22 protein-coding genes are annotated in these 24,425 nt (G+C 63.9%); 13 read left to right on the top strand and 9 right to left on the bottom strand.

Annotated features, from left to right (window positions below; translation table 11 throughout):
* Positions 1-38: 38 nt before the first annotated feature.
* Positions 39-1,775, bottom strand: a complete 1,737-nt coding sequence (locus SAB01S_RS15995; protein WP_062734272.1) for a sensor histidine kinase — start codon at positions 1,773-1,775, stop codon at positions 39-41.
* A gap of 175 nt (positions 1,776-1,950) precedes the next feature.
* Between SAB01S_RS15995 and SAB01S_RS16000 the strand changes: the two genes are divergently transcribed.
* Positions 1,951-2,424, top strand: a complete 474-nt coding sequence (locus SAB01S_RS16000; RefSeq protein WP_062734274.1) for an Lrp/AsnC family transcriptional regulator — start codon at positions 1,951-1,953, stop codon at positions 2,422-2,424.
* Between the two features lie 25 nt (positions 2,425-2,449).
* On the opposite strand, the gene SAB01S_RS16005 is transcribed toward SAB01S_RS16000, so the two are convergent.
* Positions 2,450-3,646 (bottom strand): hypothetical protein, encoded by a 1,197-nt coding sequence (locus SAB01S_RS16005; RefSeq protein WP_062734318.1) that lies wholly within the window; start codon positions 3,644-3,646, stop codon positions 2,450-2,452.
* A 174-nt stretch (positions 3,647-3,820) separates the two neighbouring features.
* A complete protein-coding gene (locus tag SAB01S_RS16010; protein WP_062734275.1) occupies positions 3,821-5,095 on the bottom strand; it encodes a hypothetical protein in 1,275 nt (424 codons plus the stop codon).
* 233 nt (positions 5,096-5,328) lie between these two features.
* Here SAB01S_RS16010 and gyrA point away from each other — a divergent pair, with 233 nt between their 5' ends.
* Together gyrA and SAB01S_RS16020 are read left to right on the top strand one after the other, a co-directional pair.
* On the top strand, positions 5,329-8,019 hold the full coding sequence (gene gyrA / locus SAB01S_RS16015; RefSeq protein ID WP_062734277.1) for a DNA gyrase subunit A: 2,691 nt from the start codon (positions 5,329-5,331) through the stop codon (positions 8,017-8,019).
* Positions 8,016-8,363: a DUF952 domain-containing protein gene (locus tag SAB01S_RS16020; RefSeq protein ID WP_062734279.1), complete on the top strand. Its 348-nt coding sequence runs from the start codon at positions 8,016-8,018 to the stop codon at positions 8,361-8,363. Before gyrA ends, SAB01S_RS16020 begins: the two co-directional genes overlap by 4 nt.
* Positions 8,364-8,393: 30 nt before the next feature.
* On the opposite strand, the gene SAB01S_RS16025 is transcribed toward SAB01S_RS16020, so the two are convergent.
* Complete coding sequence (locus tag SAB01S_RS16025) at positions 8,394-9,512, bottom strand: glycosyltransferase (RefSeq protein WP_062734280.1); 1,119 nt, start codon at positions 9,510-9,512, stop codon at positions 8,394-8,396.
* Between the two features lie 53 nt (positions 9,513-9,565).
* Here SAB01S_RS16025 and SAB01S_RS16030 point away from each other — a divergent pair, with 53 nt between their 5' ends.
* From SAB01S_RS16030 to SAB01S_RS16060, 7 genes are all read left to right on the top strand, one after another.
* Positions 9,566-10,453: a lysophospholipid acyltransferase family protein gene (locus SAB01S_RS16030; RefSeq protein ID WP_062734282.1), complete on the top strand. Its 888-nt coding sequence runs from the start codon at positions 9,566-9,568 to the stop codon at positions 10,451-10,453.
* A 9-nt stretch (positions 10,454-10,462) separates the two neighbouring features.
* Complete coding sequence (locus tag SAB01S_RS16035; protein WP_062734283.1) at positions 10,463-11,107, top strand: phosphoribosylanthranilate isomerase; 645 nt, start codon at positions 10,463-10,465, stop codon at positions 11,105-11,107.
* Between the two features lie 104 nt (positions 11,108-11,211).
* Positions 11,212-12,453: a tryptophan synthase subunit beta gene (gene trpB, locus SAB01S_RS16040; protein WP_062734285.1), complete on the top strand. Its 1,242-nt coding sequence runs from the start codon at positions 11,212-11,214 to the stop codon at positions 12,451-12,453.
* Positions 12,453-13,268 (top strand): tryptophan synthase subunit alpha, encoded by an 816-nt coding sequence (gene trpA, locus SAB01S_RS16045; protein WP_062734286.1) that lies wholly within the window; start codon positions 12,453-12,455, stop codon positions 13,266-13,268. Before trpB ends, trpA begins: the two co-directional genes overlap by 1 nt.
* On the top strand, positions 13,265-14,113 hold the full coding sequence (accD, locus tag SAB01S_RS16050) for an acetyl-CoA carboxylase, carboxyltransferase subunit beta (protein WP_062734288.1): 849 nt from the start codon (positions 13,265-13,267) through the stop codon (positions 14,111-14,113). The genes trpA and accD overlap by 4 nt, the downstream gene beginning before the upstream one ends.
* 28 nt (positions 14,114-14,141) lie before the next feature.
* Positions 14,142-15,470, top strand: a complete 1,329-nt coding sequence (locus SAB01S_RS16055) for a bifunctional folylpolyglutamate synthase/dihydrofolate synthase (protein WP_062734289.1) — start codon at positions 14,142-14,144, stop codon at positions 15,468-15,470.
* A 66-nt stretch (positions 15,471-15,536) separates the two neighbouring features.
* A complete protein-coding gene (locus SAB01S_RS16060) occupies positions 15,537-15,977 on the top strand; it encodes a DUF6628 family protein (protein ID WP_062734291.1) in 441 nt (146 codons plus the stop codon).
* On the opposite strand, the gene SAB01S_RS16065 is transcribed toward SAB01S_RS16060, so the two are convergent.
* Both SAB01S_RS16065 and SAB01S_RS16070 read right to left on the bottom strand, forming a co-directional pair.
* Complete coding sequence (locus tag SAB01S_RS16065; protein WP_062734293.1) at positions 15,962-17,287, bottom strand: AmpG family muropeptide MFS transporter; 1,326 nt, start codon at positions 17,285-17,287, stop codon at positions 15,962-15,964. The two genes, SAB01S_RS16060 and SAB01S_RS16065, sit on opposite strands and share 16 nt — an antisense overlap.
* A 79-nt stretch (positions 17,288-17,366) precedes the next feature.
* Positions 17,367-17,825 carry a response regulator gene (locus SAB01S_RS16070; protein ID WP_062734295.1) on the bottom strand — a complete coding sequence of 153 codons (459 nt, stop codon included), beginning with the start codon at positions 17,823-17,825 and terminating at the stop codon, positions 17,367-17,369.
* A 174-nt stretch (positions 17,826-17,999) separates the two neighbouring features.
* Here SAB01S_RS16070 and SAB01S_RS16075 point away from each other — a divergent pair, with 174 nt between their 5' ends.
* A complete protein-coding gene (locus SAB01S_RS16075; protein ID WP_062734320.1) occupies positions 18,000-18,908 on the top strand; it encodes a pseudouridine synthase in 909 nt (302 codons plus the stop codon).
* Complete coding sequence (gene rsmD, locus SAB01S_RS16080; RefSeq protein ID WP_062734297.1) at positions 18,905-19,441, top strand: 16S rRNA (guanine(966)-N(2))-methyltransferase RsmD; 537 nt, start codon at positions 18,905-18,907, stop codon at positions 19,439-19,441. Before SAB01S_RS16075 ends, rsmD begins: the two co-directional genes overlap by 4 nt.
* Positions 19,442-19,520: 79 nt before the next feature.
* Here rsmD and SAB01S_RS18530 read toward each other — a convergent pair whose 3' ends face one another.
* Both SAB01S_RS18530 and SAB01S_RS16090 read right to left on the bottom strand, forming a co-directional pair.
* Positions 19,521-19,970 (bottom strand): hypothetical protein, encoded by a 450-nt coding sequence (locus tag SAB01S_RS18530; protein ID WP_062734298.1) that lies wholly within the window; start codon positions 19,968-19,970, stop codon positions 19,521-19,523.
* Positions 19,971-20,093: 123 nt separating this feature from the next.
* On the bottom strand, positions 20,094-20,492 hold the full coding sequence (locus SAB01S_RS16090) for a GFA family protein (protein ID WP_062734300.1): 399 nt from the start codon (positions 20,490-20,492) through the stop codon (positions 20,094-20,096).
* A 102-nt stretch (positions 20,493-20,594) separates the two neighbouring features.
* Here SAB01S_RS16090 and SAB01S_RS16095 point away from each other — a divergent pair, with 102 nt between their 5' ends.
* Complete coding sequence (locus tag SAB01S_RS16095; protein ID WP_062734302.1) at positions 20,595-22,871, top strand: ATP-dependent helicase; 2,277 nt, start codon at positions 20,595-20,597, stop codon at positions 22,869-22,871.
* Between the two features lie 14 nt (positions 22,872-22,885).
* Here SAB01S_RS16095 and SAB01S_RS16100 read toward each other — a convergent pair whose 3' ends face one another.
* Positions 22,886-24,280, bottom strand: coding sequence for a BNR repeat-containing protein (locus SAB01S_RS16100; RefSeq protein ID WP_062734304.1), 1,395 nt, complete (start codon positions 24,278-24,280; stop codon positions 22,886-22,888).
* Positions 24,281-24,425: the final 145 nt, after the last annotated feature.

Consider the following 24,425-nt stretch of genomic DNA (forward strand, 5'->3'; position numbering starts at 1 on the left):
CCCAATGGTTGCCATAGGGTTGCAACGCCTCTGCGCGATCAGCCGATATCGACGGCCCCGCTCGCGACGCCGGCAACCGGAATGCTCAATAATATCCGCTTCGGTTCAATGTCGAGCGATCCGCCACAGGCACCGGCCAGGCTACGGATCAGCCGCAGCGAAAATCCAAGACCCAGCAGGGGGCCGTCAACCCAATTGCCATCTGCACTATAGCCCGGGTCAAGAAGTTGCGCTTCCTCCAGCCCCGCCAGCGTCGAGGGACGGTCGACCGCAAGCATAACGCAGCCATGCCCGGCATCGGGACGCATCCAGCACGCCCCTGTAACCGCCTCGTCCCGTGGCGCGACGGACACGATGGTTCGCACCAAATGCTGCACCATGCGCTCACCCTGAACAGGATCGACCAGAATCTGCGGCAGGTCAGACGCGACGGCGATGTCGATCGCGGGCAATTCTGCGCCGCCCTGTTCACAAAAACGATCAATGACCTGTCTTATCAGCGTTTCGGGGTTGATGCGCTTCGGCGCGCCATTGCCATCCCCGCGCGAGACGCGGGCCGCCAGATCCAGATCCTCGAACGCGACCAGCAAGTGGCGCGCGTCAACCGCGATATTGCCCGCCATCTCGCGATATTGCCCGCCGACCGCGCCAAATAATTCCTGCTCGATGATCTCGGCAAAGCCCAAAATAGCGTTCAGGGGCGTGCGAAGCTCATGCACGAGCTGTCGCAGCGAATCGGCCGAAAGCCCGGTGACCTCCATCGAGGGCGGGACGGTGCGGGCCGCGACCTCGTGCAGATACGGACGCCGCGCTTCACCGCGGAATCCCTGGAAACGCCCGGACTGGGGGTCAAAAAAGGGCATGGCGGACATGCGCCACTCCCCCGCCATCACGCCATCCATGATGGTGAAGCGACCGTTTTGAAACCCACTCCGGCGAGCGAAAGCGCCCGCAACATGACCATCCGGCCCGCTTCCGCCCTCCAGCGCCGCCTCACCCAAGGTTAAACCGATCAATGCCGCGTGCGGCCCCTGATCGATCCAGAGGATCGCCCCGGACGTATCGGTTTCAAAGGCGAAAGCGCGGGGCGCTTGAGTTTGCGCATCACTTTGGGCGGCTGGCTCACCGACCGGGCGCCGATTGCTCGTAAATTCAGCGATGCGATCGACCAGGTTCCGAATCTGATCCTGATCCCGGCCGGATGGAAAGGCGCGTACTGGCTGAGGCGCTGGTTTGTCGGCCACCCGCACCTGCGGCTCGGGCTCCGACGCTACCTCCTGCGTCAACAGAAGCGCATCGTCGCTCTTGGGATCGGAATTTGCCGCCGTGAGGACCAGATCAGCTGCGCCGAAGGCCTGTAACGCCTTGCGCGTGTAAGGCCCCGTATCACGGCGGCCGCGCAGCACGCCCCGCGCGGTCGGCGTCAGCTGCGGCAAAATCTCGGCCCATGCAAGGTCGGGAAGCTCCGCGCGCGCAATAGCGGCGGCCGCCACAGAAGGCCGGTCATTGGCGAAGAAGCTGATCAATGCAGGCGACCGCAGACGCCGACCCAATTCCACCACCGTCGCGATCCGCTGGGCTTCGCTCAATTGCGGTCGCAGCATGGCAAGTCGGCCGAGCAGCAGGTCCCGCTCCTCCTCAGCCATAGCATTTCGGTCGATACGGTCGTGCTGCGCCAGAAGGTCAACGCACTGCCGCCACAACGTCACCGCGCTCAGTCCAGAGCGGCTTTCCGCCGCCAGTACCGTTTGCAGAAGATCGTTGAACCGCACCATATTCCCCATCAAACCGCGCAGCGACGCGTTGCTCCCTCTTCGATAGGCGCATGTTCGGCTGAGGGAAAGGGGTTGGTCCGCGACAGAAACAATCCGTCGCATAGTGGGACAATTGCAATGCCCTGAAATATTATTATGATGCGGCGATCACTCAAGATAGGAAATAATCAGGATAATGGCCGGCCCCAATATCGACGACATCGACCTGCAAATCCTTGGCGAACTGCAGAATGACGGGCGGATGACGAACGTGGAATTAGCGCGCAAGGTCGGGTTGACCGCCCCGCCATGCCTACGCCGGGTGCGTGCGCTGGAGGAATCGGGCGCAATCACCTCCTATCATGCCGTCGTGGACCCGGCCATGTTGGGCTACACGATCACCGTTTTCGCCATGGTCAGCCTCAAGAGCCAGGCCGAAGCAGATCTGAAGGCGTTTCAGCAGCATGTCGACGGATTGCCCGAAGTGCGCGAATGCCACATGCTCAATGGTGAAATCGACTTCATTCTCAAGGTCGTGGCGCGGGATTTGCAGAGCTTCCAGCAATTTCTGACGTCGAAACTGACGCCAGCTCCCAACGTCGTCAGCGTCAAGACATCGCTGACCATCCGCACATCGAAGAATCAGCCAGGCGTGCCATTGCCGGTCTGAGCCGGCAGCGGCCCGTTGCTGATGCTTAAGCTGCCCCGGCTTTACGGTTCTGCTGGTCGATCCAGGTCGACCAGAAACCCGCAACGCTGGCCCAGTCGCTGTCGGTCGCCTGCGCCAGCGCCGCCTGCGCGCCGGCATAGTCGCCCGAGCGCGCCAAGGCGATACCCAGCCGTGCGTTGACGCGGCCGGCATCCACGCCGCCCTTGGACAGCGCCAGCCGATATTGCTCAACCGCCTGCGGGAATTGGGCGAGCGATACATAATTGTCGCCCAGGGCGAGCGCTTCCTTTCCGGTCGACGCGGCCGCCGCCTTTTTGGCCATCGCCGGAAGGCCGGCAATTTCCTTGGTTGCCTTGGGCGTTACGGTCTTGAGCAGCTGGCTGGTGGCGGCCTGTTTGGCGGTCAGCTTCCCTGCCTTGCGGCCGGCCTCGATTATCGCCTTCGCCTCGGCAAAGAAGCCGGCCTTTTCGGCGAGCTGCGCATAGGCCTGATAGTCCCGCTCGCTCGCCATGGCGCCATTGGCGGCTTGAAGCCGGTAAAGATCCAACTGGGCCTGCGCCTCCAGATCGGCGGCGGACATATAATTGGTCAAAGCCGAGCGCCAATCCTGCGGACTGGCCGTTCGCGCGAGGCGTTCCCGATAGAGCGCGCCAACTTCATTGAAATCCTGCGCCTGATAGGCGAGCGATATCGCACGGTCGATCCAGGCCAGCGGCACCTCTTGCCCAGAGGCGCGCTGACGGGCGAGCGCTTCGCGAAGCAGGGGGCGCGCCTCCTTTGGCTTGTTCCGCCGCAACGCGATGTCAGCGCGCAGCATGGTCGCGTCTATGCCGTCATATCCCAGCGTCTTGGCATAATCGAGTTGCGCGGTCGCATCGTCATAATTGCCGACCATGAAGGACAGATAGCCTGCAATATAGCGCAACCGCGGTGCTTCCGCCTTGGGAAGCTCCGGGCTTTTGAAAAGGTCGGTCAACGCGATCCGTTGCGCCTGCACGTCGCGGCGCTGCACAGCCAGTTGGTAGCGCATCGCGGCCGCGACATAGGCTTCGAAATCGGATGTTGGCGACAGTGCGCCGATACGCGCTGCCGCCGTTGTGGTATCCCGCGCCTTCAGTGCCGTTTCGGCCGATGCCGCGCTGGCGCGAAAGCTGTCGGACATGGTGATGGGCGGGCCTGCCACCACGATCTTCTTTTTCTTCGCCGATACCGGCGCTGTCATCAGCGCGCTCAAGGCGACCGCAATTGCCAGTCCGCCGCGCAATCCGTTCAAACCACCCACAAAAGCCCCCGCCAATCCTGTCAATCTCGTCGGTGCGATACCCGCACCGTAACCGCCCTGCCCTGCAATAAGAAGGCCGCCGGAACCGTTATCGGCTCCGGCGGCCCAGTGCGATCAGGCGCCCTTGGTGCCCAGATAGGCCAGCCACAGGCCCGCGATCTGCTTGCGCGCGCCGCCCTGCACGGCTTCAAAGGCGGCCTTGGCCCCGGCCATATCGCCACTCATCGTCTTGGCGATGCCCAACCGGGTATTCACTTCGTCCGCGTCGACCCCGCCCTTCTGCTTGGCCAGTTCGAACATGGTGGCGGCTTTGGCATAGTCGCCATAGCCCAGATAAGCGTCGCCGGTCGCTGCAGCGATCTTGCCATTTGCAGCTTTCTGGGCATCCGCTTCCGCAGCCCCCAACGTGCTCTTGTCATTCGCGATCTTGGGAACGGCGGTCTGATACAGGTCAGCACCTTGGCTGGCGTTCAGCACACCTTTCGAACGGCCTTTATCGATCACCGACTTGACCTCACCATAAATGCCGGTTTTCGACGCCATTTCGGCATATTCGGTGAAGTCCTGCGCGACCACGAGGCCGTCCGAGGCGCCCAAAAGGCGCAGCACGTCCAGATTTTCGCGGTTGGTGATGTTGGGATTGGCGCGCTGGAACAGGCGAACCAGGGTGCGCAGATTTTCGCCGCTGGGATTGGCCTGATACGCCATCTTGGCCCATTCCGTCACGTCGGGCAGCTTGGCGGCCTCAGCGCGACCAACGCCGATCTGATACCATTGGGCAGGCACCTGCTGCCCTGACGCTTTCATGGCATCTGCCGCCGCCTTGAGCGCGGCCAGACCCTGCTGCGTAAATCCTCGCGCGGGTTCCGCCGACGTGTTGGTCGTTCCGGCCTTGCCGAAATAAGCCTGTGCTATGGTCGGCTGCACGGCCTCAGCCTTATATCCGGCCGCAAGCGCCGCCTGGCCGCGCTGAATCGCGACATCGTAATCTTTCTGCCCCAGCGCCGCATCGGCGGCGACGGCATTGAACTGGCCGGCCTGCTCGGGCGGCGTCAGGCCGCTGTCGAGCATCTGGTTGAGCCCCTCCATCTTGAGAGTCTCGTCATTATTGCCGATGCCAGCGTTCAGCTTGATCGCCCCGATCTGATATTTGTCGTCATTGGAGGTCGCCTTGCTGTCCGCTTCGGCGAGCGCTGCCTTGGTGGCGGCCAGATCCTTGGCTTCGGACGCCTTCTGCGCCGCCTGCAGGGCCTTGAGCACGTCGGGCGTGACGTTGAGCTTGGGCCCGGCCTTCTTCTCTTCCTTCTTCGCGGCAAAGGCGGGGGCAGAAACCGCGCCGCTCGCCATCGCCAGAGTCAGCGCGAGCGCCACCGGGGTTACAAAACGCATGATCCTCATCTCCTCTGCACCTGTATCCAGGCGACCTTCCAGGGTTTGGCAACCGGTTAGGGGCCGGCGCGTGAACGGGCTTTGAACAAGCCTAAATCGGAGTGATTTGCAACCTCTATGCGCAGCTTTCGTTCCGGGCGGCGCGCCTGACGCGCGCGCGCGAGGGGTGACAGATTTGTTTCGCTGGGCTAGTGCTTGGACATCGCAACGCACCATCCAAAAAGAGAATCGCATTGACCGACGAGACCGTCCTCGCCGACCCTTCGGATATCAGCCCCATCTCCATCGTTGATGAGATGAAGGCCAGCTATCTCGATTACGCCATGTCCGTCATCGTCGCCCGCGCCTTGCCGGACGTGCGCGACGGGTTGAAGCCGGTCCACCGGCGCATTCTCTTCTCTGCCCAGGAATCGGGCTTCGTCTACAACCGTCCCTATCGCAAGTCCGCCCGCTTGGTCGGTGAGGTGATGGGTAAATATCACCCGCATGGCGACAGTTCGATCTACGACGCCTTGGCGCGGATGACGCAGGACTGGTCGATGCGCGTGCCGCTGATCGACGGCCAGGGCAATTTCGGCTCCATGGACCCCGATCCGCCGGCGGCGATGCGCTATACCGAAGCGCGCCTCGCGAAGGTGGCCAACGCGCTGCTGGAGGACCTCGACAAGGATACGGTCGACTTCACGCCCAACTATGACGCGTCGGAAAGCGAGCCGCAGGTTCTGCCGGCCCGCTTCCCCAATTTGCTGGTCAACGGCGCGGGCGGCATCGCGGTGGGCATGGCGACCAACATCCCGCCGCATAACTTGGGCGAAGTGCTGCGCGCGTGCCTTGCCTATATCGACAATCCCGGCATCACCACCGACGAACTGATCCAGATCGTCCCCGGCCCCGATTTCCCGACGGCGCCGCTAATCCTTGGCCAGTCCGGCGCACGGAGCGCCTACAATACCGGGCGTGGTTCGATCATCATGCGCGCGCGGCACGATGTCGAGGAAGGACGCGGCGACCGGCGCTCCATCGTGCTGACGTCCATCCCCTATCAGGTCGGCAAGTCCGGTCTTGTCGAGAAGGTCGCCGAAGCCGCCAAGGACAAACGGATCGAGGGCATCAGCGACATCCGCGACGAATCGAGCCGCGAAGGCGTGCGCATCGTCATGGACTTGAAGCGCGACGCGACCCCCGAAGTCGTGCTCAACCAGCTTTGGCGCAACACGCCCGCGCAGTCGAGCTTCCCGGCGAACATGCTCGCCATTCGCGGCGGCCGCCCGGAAGTCCTGGGCCTGCGCGACATCATCGAAGCCTTCATCAAGTTCCGCGAAGAGGTCATCACCCGGCGGACCAAATATGAACTGAACAAGGCGCGCGACCGGGCGCATATCTTGCTCGGCCTGGTGGTCGCCGTCACCAATCTGGACGAGGTGGTGAAGATCATCCGTGGATCGTCCAGCCCGGCCGAAGCGCGCGAGGCTCTGCTGGCGCGCGAATGGCCGATCGGCGAGATCGCATCCTATCTGCGACTGGTCGAAGCGATCGAAGGCGATATCGAGGGCGACACATATAAGCTGTCGGACATTCAGGTGCGCGCGATCCTGGATCTGCGCCTGCACCGGCTGACGGCGCTCGGCCGTGACGAAATCGGCAAGGAACTGGCGGAACTGGCCGAAGCCATCACCGAATATCTCGCCATCCTCGCCGACCGCGTCAAACTCTATGCCGTCATGCGCGAGGAGTTCGAAGCGATCGAGAGCGAATTTGCGACGCCGCGCCTGTCGGAAATCACCGCCGCTGCCGACGGGATCGACGATGAAGACTTGATCGAGCGCGAAGACATGGTCGTCACCGTGACCATGCAGGGCTATATCAAGCGCACGCCGCTCGATACCTTCCGGGCGCAGGCGCGCGGCGGCAAGGGACGCAGCGGCATGGCGACCAAGGATGAGGACGCCGTCACCGAATTGTTCGTGACCTCGACCCATACGCCGGTCCTGTTTTTCTCCACCGCTGGCAAGGTCTATCGCCTCAAGGTCTGGCGTCTGCCAGAAGGCGGGCCTGCGACGCGCGGGCGGCCGATGGTCAATCTGCTGCCGCTGGGACCGGGCGAAACCATTTCCACCGTCCTGCCGCTGCCGGAGGATGAGGCGGAATGGGCCGATCTGCACGTCATGTTCGCGACCGCCAAGGGATCGGTCCGCCGCAACAGCATGGACGCCTTTGCCAACGTCCCATCCAACGGCAAGATCGCGATGAAGTTCGAGGGCGAGGATGAGGATGACCGGCTGATCGGCGTTGCCCTGCTCGACGAAAGCGACGACGTGCTGCTCGCCACCCATATGGGCAAGGCGATCCGCTTCCAGGCGGAGGATGTGCGCGAATTTCAGAGCCGCAATTCGACCGGCGTACGCGGCATGAAGCTGGCCGATGGCGACTCGGTGATTTCGCTGTCCGTGCTGCATCGGTCGGGTGCGGACGCTGAGCAGCGTGAGGAATATCTGCGCTTCGCCCCGTGGAAACCGGAAAAGGACGGCGAGATGCAGGACCTGGAGGTCTTTGCCCGCATGCAGGAGAATGAGCAGTTCATCCTGACCGTGTGCGCCAATGGCTATGGCAAGCTGTCGTCCGCCTATGAATATCGCCGCACCGGGCGCGGTGGACAGGGGATCACCAACATCGACAATATCGGTCGCAATGGTCCGGTGGTCGCCAGCTTCCCCGCGACTCGCGCCGATCAGCTGATGCTCGTGACGGATCAGGCGAAGCTTATCCGTATGGGTCTTGATTCGCTGCGTGTCATCGGCCGCAATTCGGCGGGCGTGCGCCTGTTCAATGTGGCCGACAATGAGCATGTCGTCAGCGCCGCGAAGATCGAGGAGAGCGAAGCGGAGGCCGATCCGGACGGCGAAGGCGACAGCAGCGAGGCATGAGCGAGCTGTTCGCCTACAAGGTGCTGACCGCAGAGCAGTTCGACCAGTTCAAGGCCGACGGCGTGTTCAAGGGTGCGCCGGTCGACCTGGCCGATGGCTATATTCACATGTCGACGCGCGAACAGGCGGCGGAGACGGTGGCGAAGCATTTTGCCGGGCAGGATCGGCTGGTCATGCTGATGATCGACCTCGCGCCCTTTGGCGATGCGGTGAAATGGGAGGTGTCGCGCGGCGGGGCGCTTTTCCCGCATCTCTATAGAGACCTGCCGATGAGCGCGGTCGCGGGCAAGGTGGTCCTGCGCATTGGCGATGATGGCCAGCATCAGTTTCCGGCCGGATTTTAATCTCATAGCCGCTGGCGTTGAGACTATATCTCAGCTGGGCAAACGAGACATGCTCGTGACCCGGCCGCGCTTCACGCGATAAAGCCAACCGCCCCAGCGAATGTCATTCGACATGGCAGCCGCTAGCTGGACCGCGAGATGCGCCCATGTGACCACGAAGGGGGTGGCCATGTCCCAATAGAGTGAGCGCTGCGCCACCTTCGCCTGGTTAGGTTCGAGCACGGAAGTCACGATCTTCCGTCGGATCAGCGCCCGGCCCCAGGCTGCCCCGTAGCCGATTGCGATCGCCGTCCAGCTGCCCCAGCCGATCGCCCACAGCCAGGCGGCCGATTGCACCGCGACGACGCCAGTCGCGATGCCCCACATGCGCAGGCTGTTGGTGCGGACGTGCCGATATTGGCGGACGCCAAAGGCCAGCAAGTCGGCGGCGCGACCCTCGATCGGGCTGGCGACGAGCAGATCGCGCACCGGCCGCATCCGCAATTTCGCGCGCCATCCGGCAAGGCCAATGCTCATATCGTCGGACAGTCGCCCCGCCAGCACCGCGTCCAGGTCCAGACGGTCAGCCCCCGCGCGCGTCATCGCCATCGCCCCGCCCCAGGGCATGGTGGCAGTGGCCGAACGCGGCAAGGTCGCGAGCTGCATTTCCACGGCGCCGACCAGACCCGACATCCATCCACGACCGGGCAGCAGCAGGCGATAGCCGGTCACAATATCCGCCTTGTCGCGCACCAGCGGAAACAGCAGCCGCCCGAGCAGCCGCGCGGGTGGGACAATGTCGGCGTCCAGAAAAACCAGATAGCGGTCTTCAAGCCTTAATTCCCGCAGGGCCGCGCGCAGCTTGTGCACCTTCTGCCCTTCACCTTCGGCAACGCCGGCAGCGACCAATTGCACCCAGTCGCCCTCGCGCGCCGCCAGGTCGCGCGCGGCGGGGCAGTCCCCCGATGTTGCCAGGATCAGGCGAAAGCAGACATGCTGCGCCTTCAATCGTGCGATGAGATTGGGCGACCCGTCCCAATCGTCGCGCAGGCTCAGCACGACGGCAACGCCCTCTGGCGCCTCTTCCTTCCGCTCAGTCGGCAGGTGACGCCAATAGGTCGCCACGCCGATCAGGGTGAGCATCTGAAGAATTGCCCAGAGCCATATCATCCTTGCCGCCGCACCCTTTACCGTTTCGACCGCTGCTGTATGACGCTCGGCCCATGCTCTCCAACCCCTTTCTCTTCGCGCTGATGCGTCATCTACCCGCGCCCATGGCGTCGTCGCTTGGCGGATGGCTGTCGGCGCATGTCGCGCGGCGCAACATGAAACTGCGCGATGCGCGGGCACGGGCCAATCTGGCGATCCTGCGGCCTGATCTGCCCGAAGCCGAGCGCGAGGCGATTTTGACCCGGCGATGGGTCAATGTCGGGCGGACCATGGCGGAACTGGCCAATATCGACCGGCTGGTAAATGACGCGCATGTGCGGGTCATTGATGCGGCGGGCTACAGCCAGGTTCTGGATGGTCCCGGCCCGATGATCGCGCTTACCTGTCATCTGGGCAATTGGGATTTGCTCGCCGCGCACATCAAATGGTCGACCGACCGGCCGGGCCTGGGCGTCTATGAAGACCCCGAAGACCCAAGGATCGCCGCTCAACTTAAGAAAGCGCGCTCCAGCTATATGGGCGAGGCGATCGGCGGCGAGGGCGCGGCGCGGGGTGTGCTCAAGCATCTGACGCAGAAGGACCGTGCGACGCTCTATATCCTGGCCGATGAGAGGCGCGAGCGGCAAGTGTGGTTCCCGACCTTCGGCCGGCCGCTGGCGCCTTCGGGCAACTTGTCGATCGCGCTGCGACTGGCGCGCAAGGTCGGCGCGCGCATCCTGCCCTTCTACCTGCTGCGCACCAAAGGTCCCCGGTTTGACTTGCATTGGCATGCGCCGATTGACCCCAGGGATATGAGCGATGCCGCCATCATCGCCGCGCTGGACGCCTATCTGGGCGCGGCATGTGTCGCTCATGCCGACCAGTGGCTGGCGCTGCATGACATGGATTTGACCATGGAGGGCCATCGCCCGCCATGTGACTTCGCGTCGGATCACCGCTAAAGCGCGGCCATGTCCCGACTCGCGATCAAGATTTGCGGCCTGTCGACGGCCGAAACCGTCGGCGCGGCCGTGCGCGCGGGGGCGACCCATTTGGGCTTTGTGCATTTCCCCAAAAGCCCGCGCCATGTGGAGGCTGACCAGATGCGCGCGCTCGCCGCGCCTGTGCCGACGTATGTCGAGCGGGTCGCCGTTGTGGTGGATGCCGACGACGCGGACCTGGCGCGCATCGCCGAAACCGGAGCGATTAGCGCCTTGCAATTGCATGGCAAGGAAAGCCCCGAACGCGCAGCCGCCGTCCGCGCGCGCTTCGGACTGCCGGTGTGGAAGGCCATTTCCGTGAAAACGCGGTCCGACGTAGAGGGTGCGGCCGCCTATGCCGGGGCCGTTGATCGCCTGCTGTTCGACGCCAAGACGCCCGATGGCGCCGCGCTGCCCGGCGGCATGGGCCTGCGCTTTGACTGGGGATTGCTGCGCGGCGTAGCGATCCCCGCCCCCTGGGGCCTGTCGGGCGGGCTGTCCATCGCCAATGTCTGCGACGCCATCCGCGAAACCGGCGCGCCGCTGATCGACATTTCGTCGGGTGTGGAAGACGTGCCAGGCATCAAGAGTGTGGACAAGATCATGGCCTTCTGCAAAGCGGTATCTGCATGTTGACGCTCCCCGCCCCTGCCCCGCGCATTGAAGGACGATGGCGCTGATCGCGTGCCAGCCGGCACCTGCGACCGCCCTTATTTTCGTCCTTCTGGAAAGACCGATTCATGACTGACACCATCGCCCTGCCCAACAGCCTGCGCAGCCAGCCCGACGCCAATGGCCATTTCGGCGCGTTCGGCGGTCGTTACGTCGCCGAAACGCTGATGCCGCTGATCTTGGAATTGGAAAAGGTCTACAACGCCGCCAAGGCGGACCCGGCGTTCGACGCGGAGATGGCCGAACTGCTCCGCACCTATGTTGGCCGCCCCAACCCGCTTTATTATGCCGGGCGGTTGACCGAGGCGCTGCGCGCAAAGGCGGAACCCGGCAAGGGCGCGAAAATCTATCTGAAGCGCGAGGAACTCAACCACACCGGCGCGCACAAGATCAATAATTGTATTGGGCAAGCATTGCTCGCCCGCCGCATGGGCAAGAAGAAGGTCATCGCGGAAACCGGGGCTGGCCAGCATGGCGTCGCCACTGCGACCGTCGCGGCGCTCTTTGGCCTGGAATGCAAGATTTTCATGGGCGCCAAGGATGTCGAGCGGCAGAAGCCCAACGTCTTTCGCATGAAGCTGCTCGGCGCGGAAGTCATCCCGGTACATTCCGGATCGTCCACGCTCAAGGACTCGATGAACGACGCGCTGCGCCATTGGGTGTCGAACGTGCATGACACCTTTTACATCATCGGCACGGCGGCGGGGCCGCACCCCTATCCCGAACTGGTGCGCGATTTCCAGTCGGTGATCGGCAAGGAAACCCGCGCGCAGATGCTGGAAGCCGAAGGGCGCCTGCCCGACATGCTGATCGCCCCGGTCGGTGGCGGGTCCAACGCCATCGGCATGTTCCACCCCTTCCTCGACGATCCGGAAGTGGCGATGATCGGCGTGGAGGCGGCTGGCGAAGGGCTGACCGGCAAGCATGCGGCCAGCCTGGCGGGCGGCGCATCAGGCATATTGCACGGCAACCGTACCTATCTGCTTCAGGATGAGGACGGCCAGATCACCGAAGCGCACAGCATTTCCGCCGGCCTTGATTACCCGGGCATCGGCCCCGAACATAGCTGGCTGCACGAAATCGGCCGGGTCAAATATATGCCGATCAAGGACGACGAGGCGCTGGAAAGCTTCCAGTCGCTTTCGCGCCTCGAAGGCATCATTCCCGCGCTCGAATCCGCCCACGCCATCGCCGCCGCCGAGCAGGTCGCCCCGGCGCTGGACGCGGACAAGATCATCGTCGTCAACCTGTCGGGTCGCGGCGACAAGGACATCTTCACCGTGGCCGATGCGCTGGGAGTGGAGATGTGATGGATCGCCTTTCCACCCGCTTCGCCGCCTGCAAGGCGCAGGGCCGCGCCGCGCTCATCACCTTCGTGACGGCGGGGGACCCCGACGTCGCGTCCACGCCCGCCATCCTGGATGCGCTGGTCGCGGGCGGCGCGGATATCATCGAGCTTGGCATGCCCTTCACCGATCCCATGGCTGATGGGCCGGCGATTGAACTGGCGAACCTGCGCAGCTTGGGATCGGGCACGAAGACGAAGGACATATTCGCCATCGCCGCCGATTTCCGCGCGCGCCATCCCGACACGCCGCTCATCCTGATGGGCTATGCCAATCCCATGCTGGTGCGCGGCGCGAACTGGTTCGCGGATCAGTGCAAAGCGGCTGGCATTGATGGCGTCATTTGCGTCGACGTGCCGCCCGAAGAGGATGCCGAGATCGGCCCAGCCCTGCGCGCGGCCAGCGTCCATCCGGTGCGCCTGGCGACGCCGACTACGGATGCGCAGCGCCTGCCCGCGGTTCTCGAGGGCGCGAGCGGGTTCCTCTACCATGTCGCGGTCGCTGGCGTGACCGGCAAGCAGCAGGCGGCGCAATCGTCGATCGAGATAGCCGTCGCCCGATTGAAGGCCGCGACCGACCTGCCGGTGGCGGTCGGCTTTGGCGTCCGCACGCCAGAACAGGCCGCCGCGATCGGCCGCGTGGCCGATGGCGTCGTCGTCGGATCGGCAATCGTCGACATCGTCGGCAGCCATGGTGATGCCGCCGCGCCCTTCGTCCAGGAATTCGTCGCCGCGCTGCGCGGTGCGCTCACCCATCAAGCCCAAGAGACTGCCGCATGAGCTGGATCAACCGCGTCCGCAACGCCCTCCCCTTCACCAAGAAGGAAACCACCGCCGAAACGTTGTGGCACAAATGCCCGTCCTGCGCGGAAATGGTGTTCATCAAGGAGTGGGAAGAAAATCTGTCGGTCTGCCCGCGCTGCGACCATCATGGCCGGATCGGCCCGGCGGCGCGGTTCGAACAGATATTGGACGCCGGTTTCATCCTGTTGCCGACGCCCCATGTGCCCGAAGATCCGCTGAAGTTTCGCGACAGCAAGCGCTATCCCGATCGGATCAAGGCTGCGCGCCAAGCCACTGGCGACCAGGACGCTCTGATCAACGCGCGCGGCGCGATCGACGATGTGCCGCTGGTGATGGGGGTGCAGAATTTCGCCTTCATGGGCGGGTCCATGGGCATGGGTGTCGGCGCGGCCTTCATCCAGGGCGTCAATGACGCGATCGCGCATGATTGCCCCTATGTGATCTTCACTGCCGCGGGCGGCGCCCGGATGCAGGAAGGCATATTGTCGCTGATGCAGATGCCCCGCGCGACCGTCGCCATCCAGAAGCTGCACGCCAAGGGATTGCCCTATATCGTGGTGCTGACCGATCCGACGACCGGCGGCGTCACCGCGAGCTACGCCATGCTGGGCGACATCCAGATCGCCGAACCCAATGCGCTGATCGGGTTCGCCGGCCAGCGCGTGATCGAGAGCACGATTCGTGAAAAGCTGCCCGAAGGGTTCCAGCGCGCCGAATATCTGCTTGACCATGGCATGCTGGACATGGTGGTCCATCGCCGTGACCTGCGCGATACGCTGGCGCGGGTGATCGGCTATCTGCGGCCGCGCGCCGCCGCCTGACCCCCACGCGCCAAGGGGAAGCAGCGCCGTGGCCGACCATGCCGTTTCCGACGATCCGGACGTCCAGGCGCAACTCGACCGGCTCTCGTCGCTATCGCCGGGCGCGGACATATTGGGGCTGGAGCGGATCACGCGGCTGCTGGAGCGGCTGGGCGATCCGCATCGCGCGCTGCCGCCCGTACTTCACGTCGCCGGAACCAATGGCAAGGGATCGACCTGCGCCTTCCTCCGCGCGGCGATGGAGGCCGATGGCAAGAGCGTCCATGTCTTTACCTCGCCGCATCTGGTGCGCTTCAACGAGCGGATACGCATTGCTGGCCAGTTGATCGACGACGCGATGCTGGCGCGCTATCTGGAGCGCGTGCTGGACATTGCGGAGGGCGTGAATGCCAGCTTCTTTGAGGTGACGACTGCCGCCGCCTTCCTGGCCTTTGCCGAGCAGCGCGCCGACGCCTGCATCATTGAAGTCGGACTGGGCGGACGGCTGGACGCGACCAACGTCATAGCCGACCCGGTCGTTTGCGGCATTGCGCAGCTCGGCATCGACCATCAGGCCTTTCTAGGCGACACGCTGGCGCAGATCGCGGCGGAAAAGGCGGGGATCGCCAAGGCTGGCGCCCCTTTGGTCACGCAACGCTATCCCGACAAGCTCGGTCCGATCATGGAAGCCGCCGCGCAAAGGGTCGGAACCCAATGGATTGGTCAGGGAGACGGGTGGGATGCCGCCGTCTATCGCGACCGGCTCCATTATCGCGACGCCCTAGGGCGGCTCGATACGCCCTTGCCGCGTCTAGCTGGCGCGCATCAGGCGCAGAACGCGGCGCTCGCCATCGCGATGCTGCGGCATCAGCAGGCCGTGCCGCTGTCGGATGCCGCATTGAAAGCTTCGCCGCTCTGGGCGCAATGGCCCGCGCGATTGCAGCGGCTGGACCGCGGCCCCTTGCTCACGCCCTTGCCGCCCGACACGGTCGCGTGGCTGGACGGCGGCCATAATGCCGCAGCGGGTGAGGCCATCGCCGCCTATTTCACGCCCGACAGGCTGGACGGCCAGATGGTTCACCTCGTGATCGGCATGCTGGCCAACAAGGATATCGACGCTTTCCTCGCGCCGTTCGCAGGGATCGTCGGGCATATCCATGCGCTGCCGGTGCCGGGACATGACCATCACCCGGCCGAACGCTTTGCCGCGATCGCCGATCAATGGGGCATTGGCATCACGGCGCATGATGGCCCAGGGGCAGCGATCCAAGCCATAGCCGCCAGCCTTCCCTTCCGCACATCGCCAAAGCTGCTGATTGGAGGATCGCTCTATCTGGCCGGGCAGATTTTGCGACTGAACGCGCAACTCCCCGACTGATTATACTTGCGACTGCCTCTCAATAGCGTATCCTCCGCCTCGGATTAGTTGAGAAGGCGCGATTCTATGGCTTATGGAGAGACTTCCCCGATCGACCTGCCCCGTCCCATCCCCGGCGGCTACGGCAATCGGCTATTCCTGTTCGTGATGCGGCGCATGGCGAGCGCCGGCGTGAATGATGCCCATGCGGCTAACGCCATGCTGGGGGCCTTCGGGCGCAGCTATCGACGGCCCCTGGTGCTGATGCGCGCGATGATGCTGGAACTGGCTCGCGCATCGAGCCGCCGGATCATGGTGGCGCCCTGTTGCTGCGCGCGCATGACTGCGGACGAAGCCATGATCATGGAGGCGACTGGCCTTGCCCTGCGGGACCCGAACCAAGCCTATGACCAGGTGAGCGCGCTGCTGGGCAACGATCATGCGCTCGGCGCCCTCACCTGCCTTCAGGCGGTGGCACAGGCGCATAGCGACCTGGGCCGGCCGCTGGACCTCTACGCGGCGTGCTGATCCTTTCCGGTCTTTGCGGCCGTTCCGACGCTGGCGTCGATCAACCCGGCCCGCATCATCAGCCAGAAGAGCAATATGCCGGGCACGGCCAACGCCGTCGTCAGCAGGTAGAAATCGACATAGCCGAACCGCTCGATCAGCGCGCCGGCCGTGGTGCCGGTCAGGAAACGGCCGACGATGCTGGCGGCAGCGGAAATCAGCGCATATTGCGACGCGGTGAAGCGCAGGTCGCACAGGGCGGAGAAATAGGCGACGACGGTGACGCCGCCGATGCCGCTGGCGAAATTTTCAAAGCCGATCGCGCCGGCCATGCCCCAATTGCTTTTGCCGAGCGCCGCCAGCGCGGCAAAGCTGAAATTGGACACGCACATGAGCACAAGGCTGATCAACACCGATCGCTTCATACCGAGCCGCGCATAGAGAATGCCGCCAATGAAAATCCCGACAAGATAAGCCCAGAAGCCCATGCCGACATCATAAATGGCAATCTCATCATTGCTGTAGCCCATGTCGTCAAACAGCAGGCGGAAGGTCAGGTTGGCCAGCGTGTCGCCAATCTTGTGCAACAGGATGAACAGCAGCACGAGGAACGCGCCACGCCGGCGAAAAAATTCGGCCAGCGGTCCGGCGATGGATTGCCAGACCTCCGCCAGGCCACGGCGACTGGCGGCTTCACGATGGCGCGCCGGCTCTCCGACAATCAGGCCCGTCAGCATCGCGGGTAAGGCGAACACGGCGCAGGCCAGGTAGGCGCCATGCCAGCCAATGCGCGCCGCCAGCACGAGCGCCAGCGATCCGGCCGCCACCGACCCGATACGCCACCCATATTGCGACATGCCCGAGCCGATGCCCAGTTGGCGCGGCTCCAATATCTCAATGCGATAGGCATCGATGACGATATCATAGGTCGCGCCGGCAAAGCCGACCAGGATCGCGGCATAAGCGGTCTGGAGCAGACTGGTCGTTGGATCAACGAGGGCCAGGTTGACGACCGCGAGGATCGACAACGCGCCGGCGATCAGCAGCCAGGACACACGCTGCCCCAGACGGCCGATCAATGGCACCCGCACGCCATCGACAATCCAAGCCCAAATCCATTTCAGATTATAGACGAGGAACGCCAGGGTGAAGGCCGTCACCGCCTTCTTGTCGATCCCGTCCTGCGCCAGGCGTGTCGTAAGGGTTGCGCCGATCATCGCGAACGGAAAACCGGAGGAAATGCCCAGAAAGAAGGCGGCAAGCGGCGCCTTTTCGGCATAGGGCTTGACGGCATCGGCCCATGAGCGCCTGCCCTGCGTAACGTCAGTCATAAATGCGCGCGATCCCCTTGGCGTCGGTTTGCGCCACCATATGACGCGATGCGCGTCAGGCAAGCAGGGATTGCAGCGATCAGCCGCGCGGCTCGAACAGGGTGAGGCCCGGCGGCAGCTTTGGCCGGCGCGCGCCGCGCAGGACCGCGTCGACCACCTGGATCGCTGCGATCAGGTCCCGTTGCGCATAGGGTTTGGACAGGCAGCCGATCGCGAGAGCGCGCGCGTCCCCAGGGCAGCGGCCCGTGACGAACAGCACAGGCAGGCCTTGCTCGGCTGCATGGCGCGCCACGTCGATACCGCTTTTGTCGCCCGGCAGGGCTACGTCGGCAACCACCAGATCCACGTCGCCTTCATCGATGACGCGCACGGCATGATCATAATCATCAACCGTCGCGGCAATCCGGTAGCCGGCCTGTTCAAGCGCATGTTCATTGTCGAAGGCGACAAGCGGTTCGTCCTCCACCACGAGGATGGACTGAATGGCCTTGCGCCGCGATGGCCGCTTCTCTTCCTCTTTCAACAAACCGAAAAACATTTGCCAAGCCCGCCCTGAGTCCGCCATGCGATAAGAGAAACGCCGCGCGCCCGCACCGGGTTGCCCGATGGGGCCGAAAACTCCTTCGCCCAAGCGCCGGAGCGGCACATTTCAGCTCAATGCTGGCTTTCCAAGGATATGGGGATGGCCAGTGGCAAGAAAAAGGAATTGACCGTGGAACCGCCGAAAAAATCCGGACCGCCCCGTCGCGGCGCAGGCACCGGTGGCCCGAAGCGTCCCATCGGCCCGCGCTCGCGCCCCGCTGCGCCAAAGTCCGCCCGCCAGTCGCCGCGTCCTGTGCAGGATGCCAATCCGCATCCAGCGCGCGCGGCCGCCGCCGCGTCCGGCAAGGGCGAACCCCAGCGTATCGCTAAATTGCTGGCCCGCGCCGGAGTCGCGTCCCGTCGTGAGATCGAGCGGATGATTGCGGAGGGCCGTATCGCCCTGGACGGCGCGCCCATCGACACGCCCGCAACACTTCTGACATCCTTGCATGGGGTCACGGTCGATGGAGTCGCCATCGCGGCTCCCGCGCCGACCCGGCTGTTCCTGTTCCACAAACCTGTCGGATGCCTGACGACAGAGCGGGACCCGGCGGGGCGGCCGACGATCTATGATCGCCTGCCCGACGGACTGCCGCGGGTCATGCCGATCGGGCGACTGGACATGAATACCGAAGGGTTGTTGTTGTTGACGACCGATGGCGGGTTCAAGCGGCAGATGGAATTGCCCGCGACCGGCGTGCCCCGCACTTACCGCGCGCGCGCCTTTGGTGAAGTCAGCCAGCAGCAACTGGAAGATTTGTTCGACGGGCTGGAAATCGATGGCGTCCGTTATGGGCAGATCGAGGCCAATCTGGAGCGCCGGACTGGCCGCAACCAGTGGATCGAAATGACGCTGACGGAGGGCAAGAACCGCGAGGTCCGCCGGGTGCTGGAGCATCTGGGCCTCAAGGTCAATCGCCTGATCCGCACGGCTTATGGCCCCTTTGCCTTGGGCGAAATGGCGGTAGGCGCGGTGGAGGAAGTGCGGCAGCATGACCTTATCCTGTTCCGCAAGACGTTGAAGGGTGGCGCGGCATGAGGATCATTGCCGGCCAATGGCGCGGGCGGCCGCTGACCGCGCCCAAGGGAGACGCCACGCGGCCTACGGCGGACCGCACGCGCGAAACGCTTTTCTCCATGCTGACGAGCCGGATCGGATCGTTCGACGGCCTGGCGGTGGGGGATTTTTTTGCCGGGTCGGGCGCCTTGGGGTTCGAAGCGCTCTCACGCGGGGCGGCGACATGCCTGTTCGTCGAACAGGACAAAGCGGCCCTGGATGCGATCCGCGCCAATGCTGATCGCTTCGGAGTTCGTCCGGACATTCGTCCGTCCAATGTCTTGTCGCTGGGTCCCGCCCCAGCGCCGCTGGACATAGTCTTCATGGACCCGCCCTACGATACCGGCGCGGGCCAGGTCGCGCTGGACAAGCTGGGGCGATTGGGGTGGGCGGGCCCCGCCACCTGGATTTCGATCGAAACCGGTCGGCGCGAGGATGTCGCGGTAAAGGGCTATGTGATCGACGTCACAAGGGAGGTCGGCAAGGCACGATTGACGCTGCTGCGGCCGGAATGACGGAAGACATATAAAAGGGCCGGCCCGAATGTGACGGGCCGACCCTTATCATGCCGCTCGGGGCATATATTCGGCTTGCTCAGCCCGGCTTGCGCATCCGGCGCGCCTGGCCGGGATTGATGCAGCTGTCCTGCACGGTACGCGAGCAAACAGGGTAATCTTTCGCCTCAGTCGGGGGCGGCGTCATATTACCCCCCATGGTCACGGGATTTTCCGCTGAGCCCATCGGCGCTGCCGGATCGCGGGGCGCATTGGCGGGAGCCGGCATCATGCCCGGATCGGCCGGCACGGCCCCGGTCGGCTGGCCTGCATTAGGGTCCGCCGGCATGGGCATGGATGACCCATCGGGCTGTGCCGGCATATTCGTCGCCGGATTTGCGGGCGGCGTCGGCATGGCTGGATTGGTCGACGGCGTCATGGCCCCAGCGGGCGGCTGACCGGCCGGCGCCATCGCGTCTTGCGCAAAGACCGTGCCGGAAATCGCAGAAACGCCAAGCAGGGCGGCGCCTGCCAACAGGAACGCTTTCATCGGGAATATCCTTTCCTCTTGTCTCGCCCCGGCGACCGCTCGTTCGAATGACAAAACACCCCAAGCGGAAAAGCCGTTCCCGAATGATAATGAAATATGCGGGGTCGACGCCCGGGTTCCGGTTCAGGGGCCTTCGGGATAGCGATCAAACCTTGGCAAATCCTGCATCGCCTTTGCCCAGGGCGCCGCTTCGGCCCATTGAATATGCGCTTGCGGCGGGAGCGCATCCTGATCGTCCAGTGTCGCGGTCTGAATGTCGATCCCGCCGGGAAAGATGACGGGATTCCGGTAGAAAAGCCCGGTGCCGCAGGTCCCGCAAAACTGACGAACCGCATTTTCGGATGAGCGATAGCTGACCGGCTCGCCGCTGATGATGACCTTGTCCTCGGGAAACAATGCCCACCCGACCATCGGCGCGCCGGCGCTCGCCCGGCAATCGCCGCAATGGCACAGCGCGCTATAGGCCGGATCGCCCTCCACTGTGTAGCGAATGGCGCCGCATTGGCATTGGCCGCTCAGCATGGCAGTCCTCCCTTGCATGATTCTCCTTTTGTTCTCATAGAAAGCTTCGCCGTGCAAGGCCCTGCCCTTGCCCCCATCCCTGCTCGACCCTAGTTGATCGCCATGACGCTTCCCGCACCTTCCCCCAATGATCCGCCCTATCTGAAAGGTCTCAACACGCCGCAGCGTGAGGCTGTGTTGACGACAGAGGGGCCGGTGCTCGTGTTGGCGGGCGCGGGAACGGGCAAGACCGCGGCGCTGACGGCTCGGCTTGCGCATCTCATCGGTACGCGCCGCGCCTGGCCATCGGAAATCCTGGCCGTCACCTTCACCAACAAGGCCGCGCGGGAAATGCGCGCGCGCGTGGGGGCGATGATCGGCGACGCGGTCGAAGGAATGCCCTGGCTCGGCACCTTCCATGCCATCGCCGCGCGGATGCTACGGCGTCATGCGGAACTGGTCGGCCTGCAATCCAACTTCACCATTCTCGATACCGATGACCAATTGCGTCTGATGAAACAGTTGATCCAGGCGGAGGGTATTGACGAAAAGCGGTGGCCTGCCCGCCAATTGGGCGGGCTGATCGACCAGTGGAAGAACAAGGGGCTGACCCCCGAGGAGGTGAGCGCGGGCGAAGCGGAGGGCTATGCCCATGGCAAGGGGCAGAAACTCTATGCCGCCTATCAGGCGCGCCTGCGTGGCGTGAATGCGTGCGATTTCGGTGACTTGCTGCTGCATGTTCTGACGATTTTGAAAAAGCATCGCGACGTGCTGGAGCAGTATCAGCAGAAATTCCGCTACATCATGGTGGACGAATATCAGGACACCAATTCCAGCCAGTATCTCTGGCTGCGGCTGCTGGCGCAGGAGCGGAAAAATATCTGCTGCGTGGGCGATGACGATCAGTCCATCTATTCCTGGCGCGGCGCAGAGGTCGCCAATATCCTGCGGTTCGAAAAGGATTTTCCCGGCGCGACGATCATCCGGCTGGAACAGAATTATCGGTCGACGCCACACATATTAGGCGCGGCGTCGGGCGTTATCGCCGAAAATGGCAATCGCCTGGGCAAGACGCTGTGGACCGACATCGACGTTGGCGAAAAGGTCAAGGTCATCGGCGTATGGGACGGTCCCGAAGAAGCGCGGCGCATCAGCGAGGATATCGAGGCGATCGAGCGGAGCGGCGGGTCGCTGGACGATGTGGCCATCCTGGTCCGCGCCCAGCATCAGACGCGTGAGTTTGAGGATCGCTTCATCCAGATCGGTCTGCCCTATCGCATCATCGGCGGCTTCCGTTTCTATGAGCGCGCCGAAATCCGCGACGCGCTCGCCTATCTACGGCTGGTCAACCAGCCGGCGGACGATCTGGCGTTCGAACGGATCGTCAATGTTCCCAAGCGCGGCCTGGGCGATAAGGCGGTGGAAAAACTGCATCGCCTCGCCCGCGCACAGGGAGTTCCGCTTACCCTTGCCGCCGCGCGGATCCTGGATACGGACGAATTGACACCACAGGCGCGCCGGTCGCTCGGCGCTTTCATCGGCGATCTGGCGCGGTGGCGCGATCGCGCGGGGCAATTGCCCCATGCCGAACTGGCGCGGCAGATATTGGACGAGAGCGGCTATACCGCGATGCTCCAGGCCGATCGGACGACTGAGAGCGCCGGGCGGCTGGAGAACCTCACCGAATTGACGCGTGCGATGGAAGAATATGACACGCTGGGCGCCTTTCTGGAGCATGTCAGCCTAGTGATGGACAATGAGGCGCAGGCGGAAGAACGCAAGGTCACGATCATGACCATTCACGCCGCCAAGGGCCTGGAGTTTGAACATGTGTTCCTTGCCGGATGGGAGGAAGGGCTGTTTCCGTCGCAGCGGGCGCTCGATGAAGGGGGCCTCAACAGCCTGGAGGAGGAGCGTCGGCTCGCCTATGTCGCCATCACGCGCGCGCGGCGGCGCTGCACCATCCTGCACGCCGCCAACCGCCGCATTTATGGCCAGTGGACCAGTTCCATCCCATCCCGCTTTGTCGGGGAGCTTCCCCCCGAGCATGTGGAGGAGGAAAGCAGCATGAGCGGCGGCGCATCCTTGTGGCGCGCCAACTGGTCCGAACGCGAGGACCCGTTCGCCAATGTCGCGCGCGGCACCGGCCGGGGACCGGGCTGGCAGCGTGCCCAATCGTCGGGCCAGTTCAGCAAGGAGCCGGTCCGCATCGTGGAAGCGCGGTCCTCTGCCGTGTCGCTGGGCAATAAGGGACGCAGCGACGTCAGCATAGGCCTGCGCGTCTTCCACCAGAAGTTCGGCTACGGCACGGTTGCGGAGATCGAGGGCAACAAGCTGGAGATCGACTTCGAAACCGCCGGCCGCAAGCGCGTGATGGACAGTTTCATTTCCATCGCCTGACCATCGCGCGCCGCTCAGTCGGGGGCAGGCACCCACAGCAGCGGCGAGGCTGGCGGCTTGCAGGCGACGGGGGCTTTCCCCGTGCAGGCGTGTGGCCTGTCCTGATTGACGCCCTGCGCGAACCACCGCAATTCGCCCTCGATCGGGCCATCCATGCCGTTCTGGCGGACCTGAACCTTGCGAACGGTTGCCTTGTCCATGCCTTGGGGGATTTTCAACGTCACGTCGGGCATCGGTTTCGCGCGCGCGTTACTGGCATTCGGGCCGACATCGGGCCGCCATGGCTTTGCCGTCAATGTATCAGGATCAAGCAGCAATTCGGTCTGGACGCCAGCGATGACCGCGCTGACATGCATGTCGCCATTGGCGCGCGTCTCTGCAAAACGGAACACCGGCAGACCCGGCATGCTTCCGCCGCCGGAAACCTTCACCACCGTCTTGCCGGCGACAATCGTCTTTTCGCGCCAGGCACCGTTCATTCTGGTCGCCGCGACAATGCCGCTTTTTTGGCCATCGACGAACTTGGTGTAGAGCAAAACCGGTTTCCCGGACCGGCTGATCTGGAGCAAGGCATTGTTGACCAGCCCATGCTGCACGCCGGGCGCATCGACCATTTCCATGGTCTCCGGCGATAGCGGTCCGTTGACCCGTTGCCCCCCGACATCCCATCGGCGAAAGTCGCGCGTCGACGCATAGGTCAGCGCGAAATTGGTCGCGACGTCGGGCGTCCGGCGCCACACCACGGCAACATGGAATCGCCCCGACCCGTCCTTTACGAAGGCAGTAGGATAGGCGTTGACGGGACCTTTGGCATCGCGATCAGCAAATAGCGCGCCGATGCGTTGCCATTTGCCGTCGTTCCATATGTTGAGCAGCCAGCTACCGTTTCCGGACATCCCATCGCGATAGAGAAACAGCAGGTTGCCCGCGTCATCATGCATGAACTGGGGATAGGTAGCAGAGGCTTCATTGCGCCCAAGCATTGGCTGCAACCGGATGGCGTCCAGGTCATCCAGCGGGCCTCGCGCATATACAAGCGGGCTGGCGTGCATGTTGCCGGCAATATGTACTGTGCCGGCGTCGTCGATCGCCACGGCCAGCGCGTTATGCGCGTCCCATCCCGCGAAGCGAGACGCAAGCCGCTTATGGCAAAGACGCTGCGTGTCTGGGTCATAAGTCGCCAGCGTCAGATAGCGCTCCGCATCATAATAGGCCGCAACCAGCTGGCCGTCTTTGCTCACCGCCGATCCGAAGGGCACGCTCGTGCCGGTCCACGCCTGGCCGATGGGGAGCGCTCCATTGGACTGGCGGGGAGGTGCTGCCTCGCACAGGTCATTGGAGCGCGCATCCGACGCGCAACCCGCCGCCGCCAGCGCACCCGCGGCCACCAAGGAAAGATAGAATTTCATCGCGATGCCATCTCCTGTTGCGACGGCTCAACCCTCGAACAAACGGTTCGGCTCCGCAGGCACGAACGGCGGGGTCGCAAAGGCGCGTCCGCAACAGCCATGCGCCACCGGCTCCGGTCGCAATGGTCAGATTTCATGTAATTTT

It is taken from the genome of Sphingobium abikonense NBRC 16140, assembly GCF_001598335.1.
Lineage (GTDB): Bacteria > Pseudomonadota > Alphaproteobacteria > Sphingomonadales > Sphingomonadaceae > Sphingobium > Sphingobium abikonense.

Bases quoted from the DNA above. Each gene is read 5' to 3' on its own strand.
- SAB01S_RS15995 (WP_062734272.1), bottom strand. From the start codon at position 1,775: ATGGTGCGGTTCAACGATCTTCTGCAAACGGTACTGGCGGCGGAAAGC.
- SAB01S_RS16000 (WP_062734274.1), top strand. From the start codon at position 1,951: ATGGCCGGCCCCAATATCGACGACATCGACCTGCAAATCCTTGGCGAA.
- SAB01S_RS16005 (WP_062734318.1), bottom strand. From the start codon at position 3,646: ATGACAGCGCCGGTATCGGCGAAGAAAAAGAAGATCGTGGTGGCAGGC.
- SAB01S_RS16010 (WP_062734275.1), bottom strand. From the start codon at position 5,095: ATGCGTTTTGTAACCCCGGTGGCGCTCGCGCTGACTCTGGCGATGGCG.
- SAB01S_RS16020 (WP_062734279.1), top strand. From the start codon at position 8,016: ATGAGCGAGCTGTTCGCCTACAAGGTGCTGACCGCAGAGCAGTTCGAC.
- SAB01S_RS16025 (WP_062734280.1), bottom strand. From the start codon at position 9,512: ATGATATGGCTCTGGGCAATTCTTCAGATGCTCACCCTGATCGGCGTG.
- SAB01S_RS16030 (WP_062734282.1), top strand. From the start codon at position 9,566: ATGCTCTCCAACCCCTTTCTCTTCGCGCTGATGCGTCATCTACCCGCG.
- SAB01S_RS16035 (WP_062734283.1), top strand. From the start codon at position 10,463: ATGTCCCGACTCGCGATCAAGATTTGCGGCCTGTCGACGGCCGAAACC.
- trpB (WP_062734285.1), top strand. From the start codon at position 11,212: ATGACTGACACCATCGCCCTGCCCAACAGCCTGCGCAGCCAGCCCGAC.
- trpA (WP_062734286.1), top strand. From the start codon at position 12,453: ATGGATCGCCTTTCCACCCGCTTCGCCGCCTGCAAGGCGCAGGGCCGC.
- accD (WP_062734288.1), top strand. From the start codon at position 13,265: ATGAGCTGGATCAACCGCGTCCGCAACGCCCTCCCCTTCACCAAGAAG.
- SAB01S_RS16060 (WP_062734291.1), top strand. From the start codon at position 15,537: ATGGCTTATGGAGAGACTTCCCCGATCGACCTGCCCCGTCCCATCCCC.
- SAB01S_RS16065 (WP_062734293.1), bottom strand. From the start codon at position 17,287: ATGACTGACGTTACGCAGGGCAGGCGCTCATGGGCCGATGCCGTCAAG.
- SAB01S_RS16070 (WP_062734295.1), bottom strand. From the start codon at position 17,825: ATGTTTTTCGGTTTGTTGAAAGAGGAAGAGAAGCGGCCATCGCGGCGC.
- rsmD (WP_062734297.1), top strand. From the start codon at position 18,905: ATGAGGATCATTGCCGGCCAATGGCGCGGGCGGCCGCTGACCGCGCCC.
- SAB01S_RS18530 (WP_062734298.1), bottom strand. From the start codon at position 19,970: ATGAAAGCGTTCCTGTTGGCAGGCGCCGCCCTGCTTGGCGTTTCTGCG.
- SAB01S_RS16090 (WP_062734300.1), bottom strand. From the start codon at position 20,492: ATGCTGAGCGGCCAATGCCAATGCGGCGCCATTCGCTACACAGTGGAG.
- SAB01S_RS16095 (WP_062734302.1), top strand. From the start codon at position 20,595: ATGACGCTTCCCGCACCTTCCCCCAATGATCCGCCCTATCTGAAAGGT.
- SAB01S_RS16100 (WP_062734304.1), bottom strand. From the start codon at position 24,280: ATGAAATTCTATCTTTCCTTGGTGGCCGCGGGTGCGCTGGCGGCGGCG.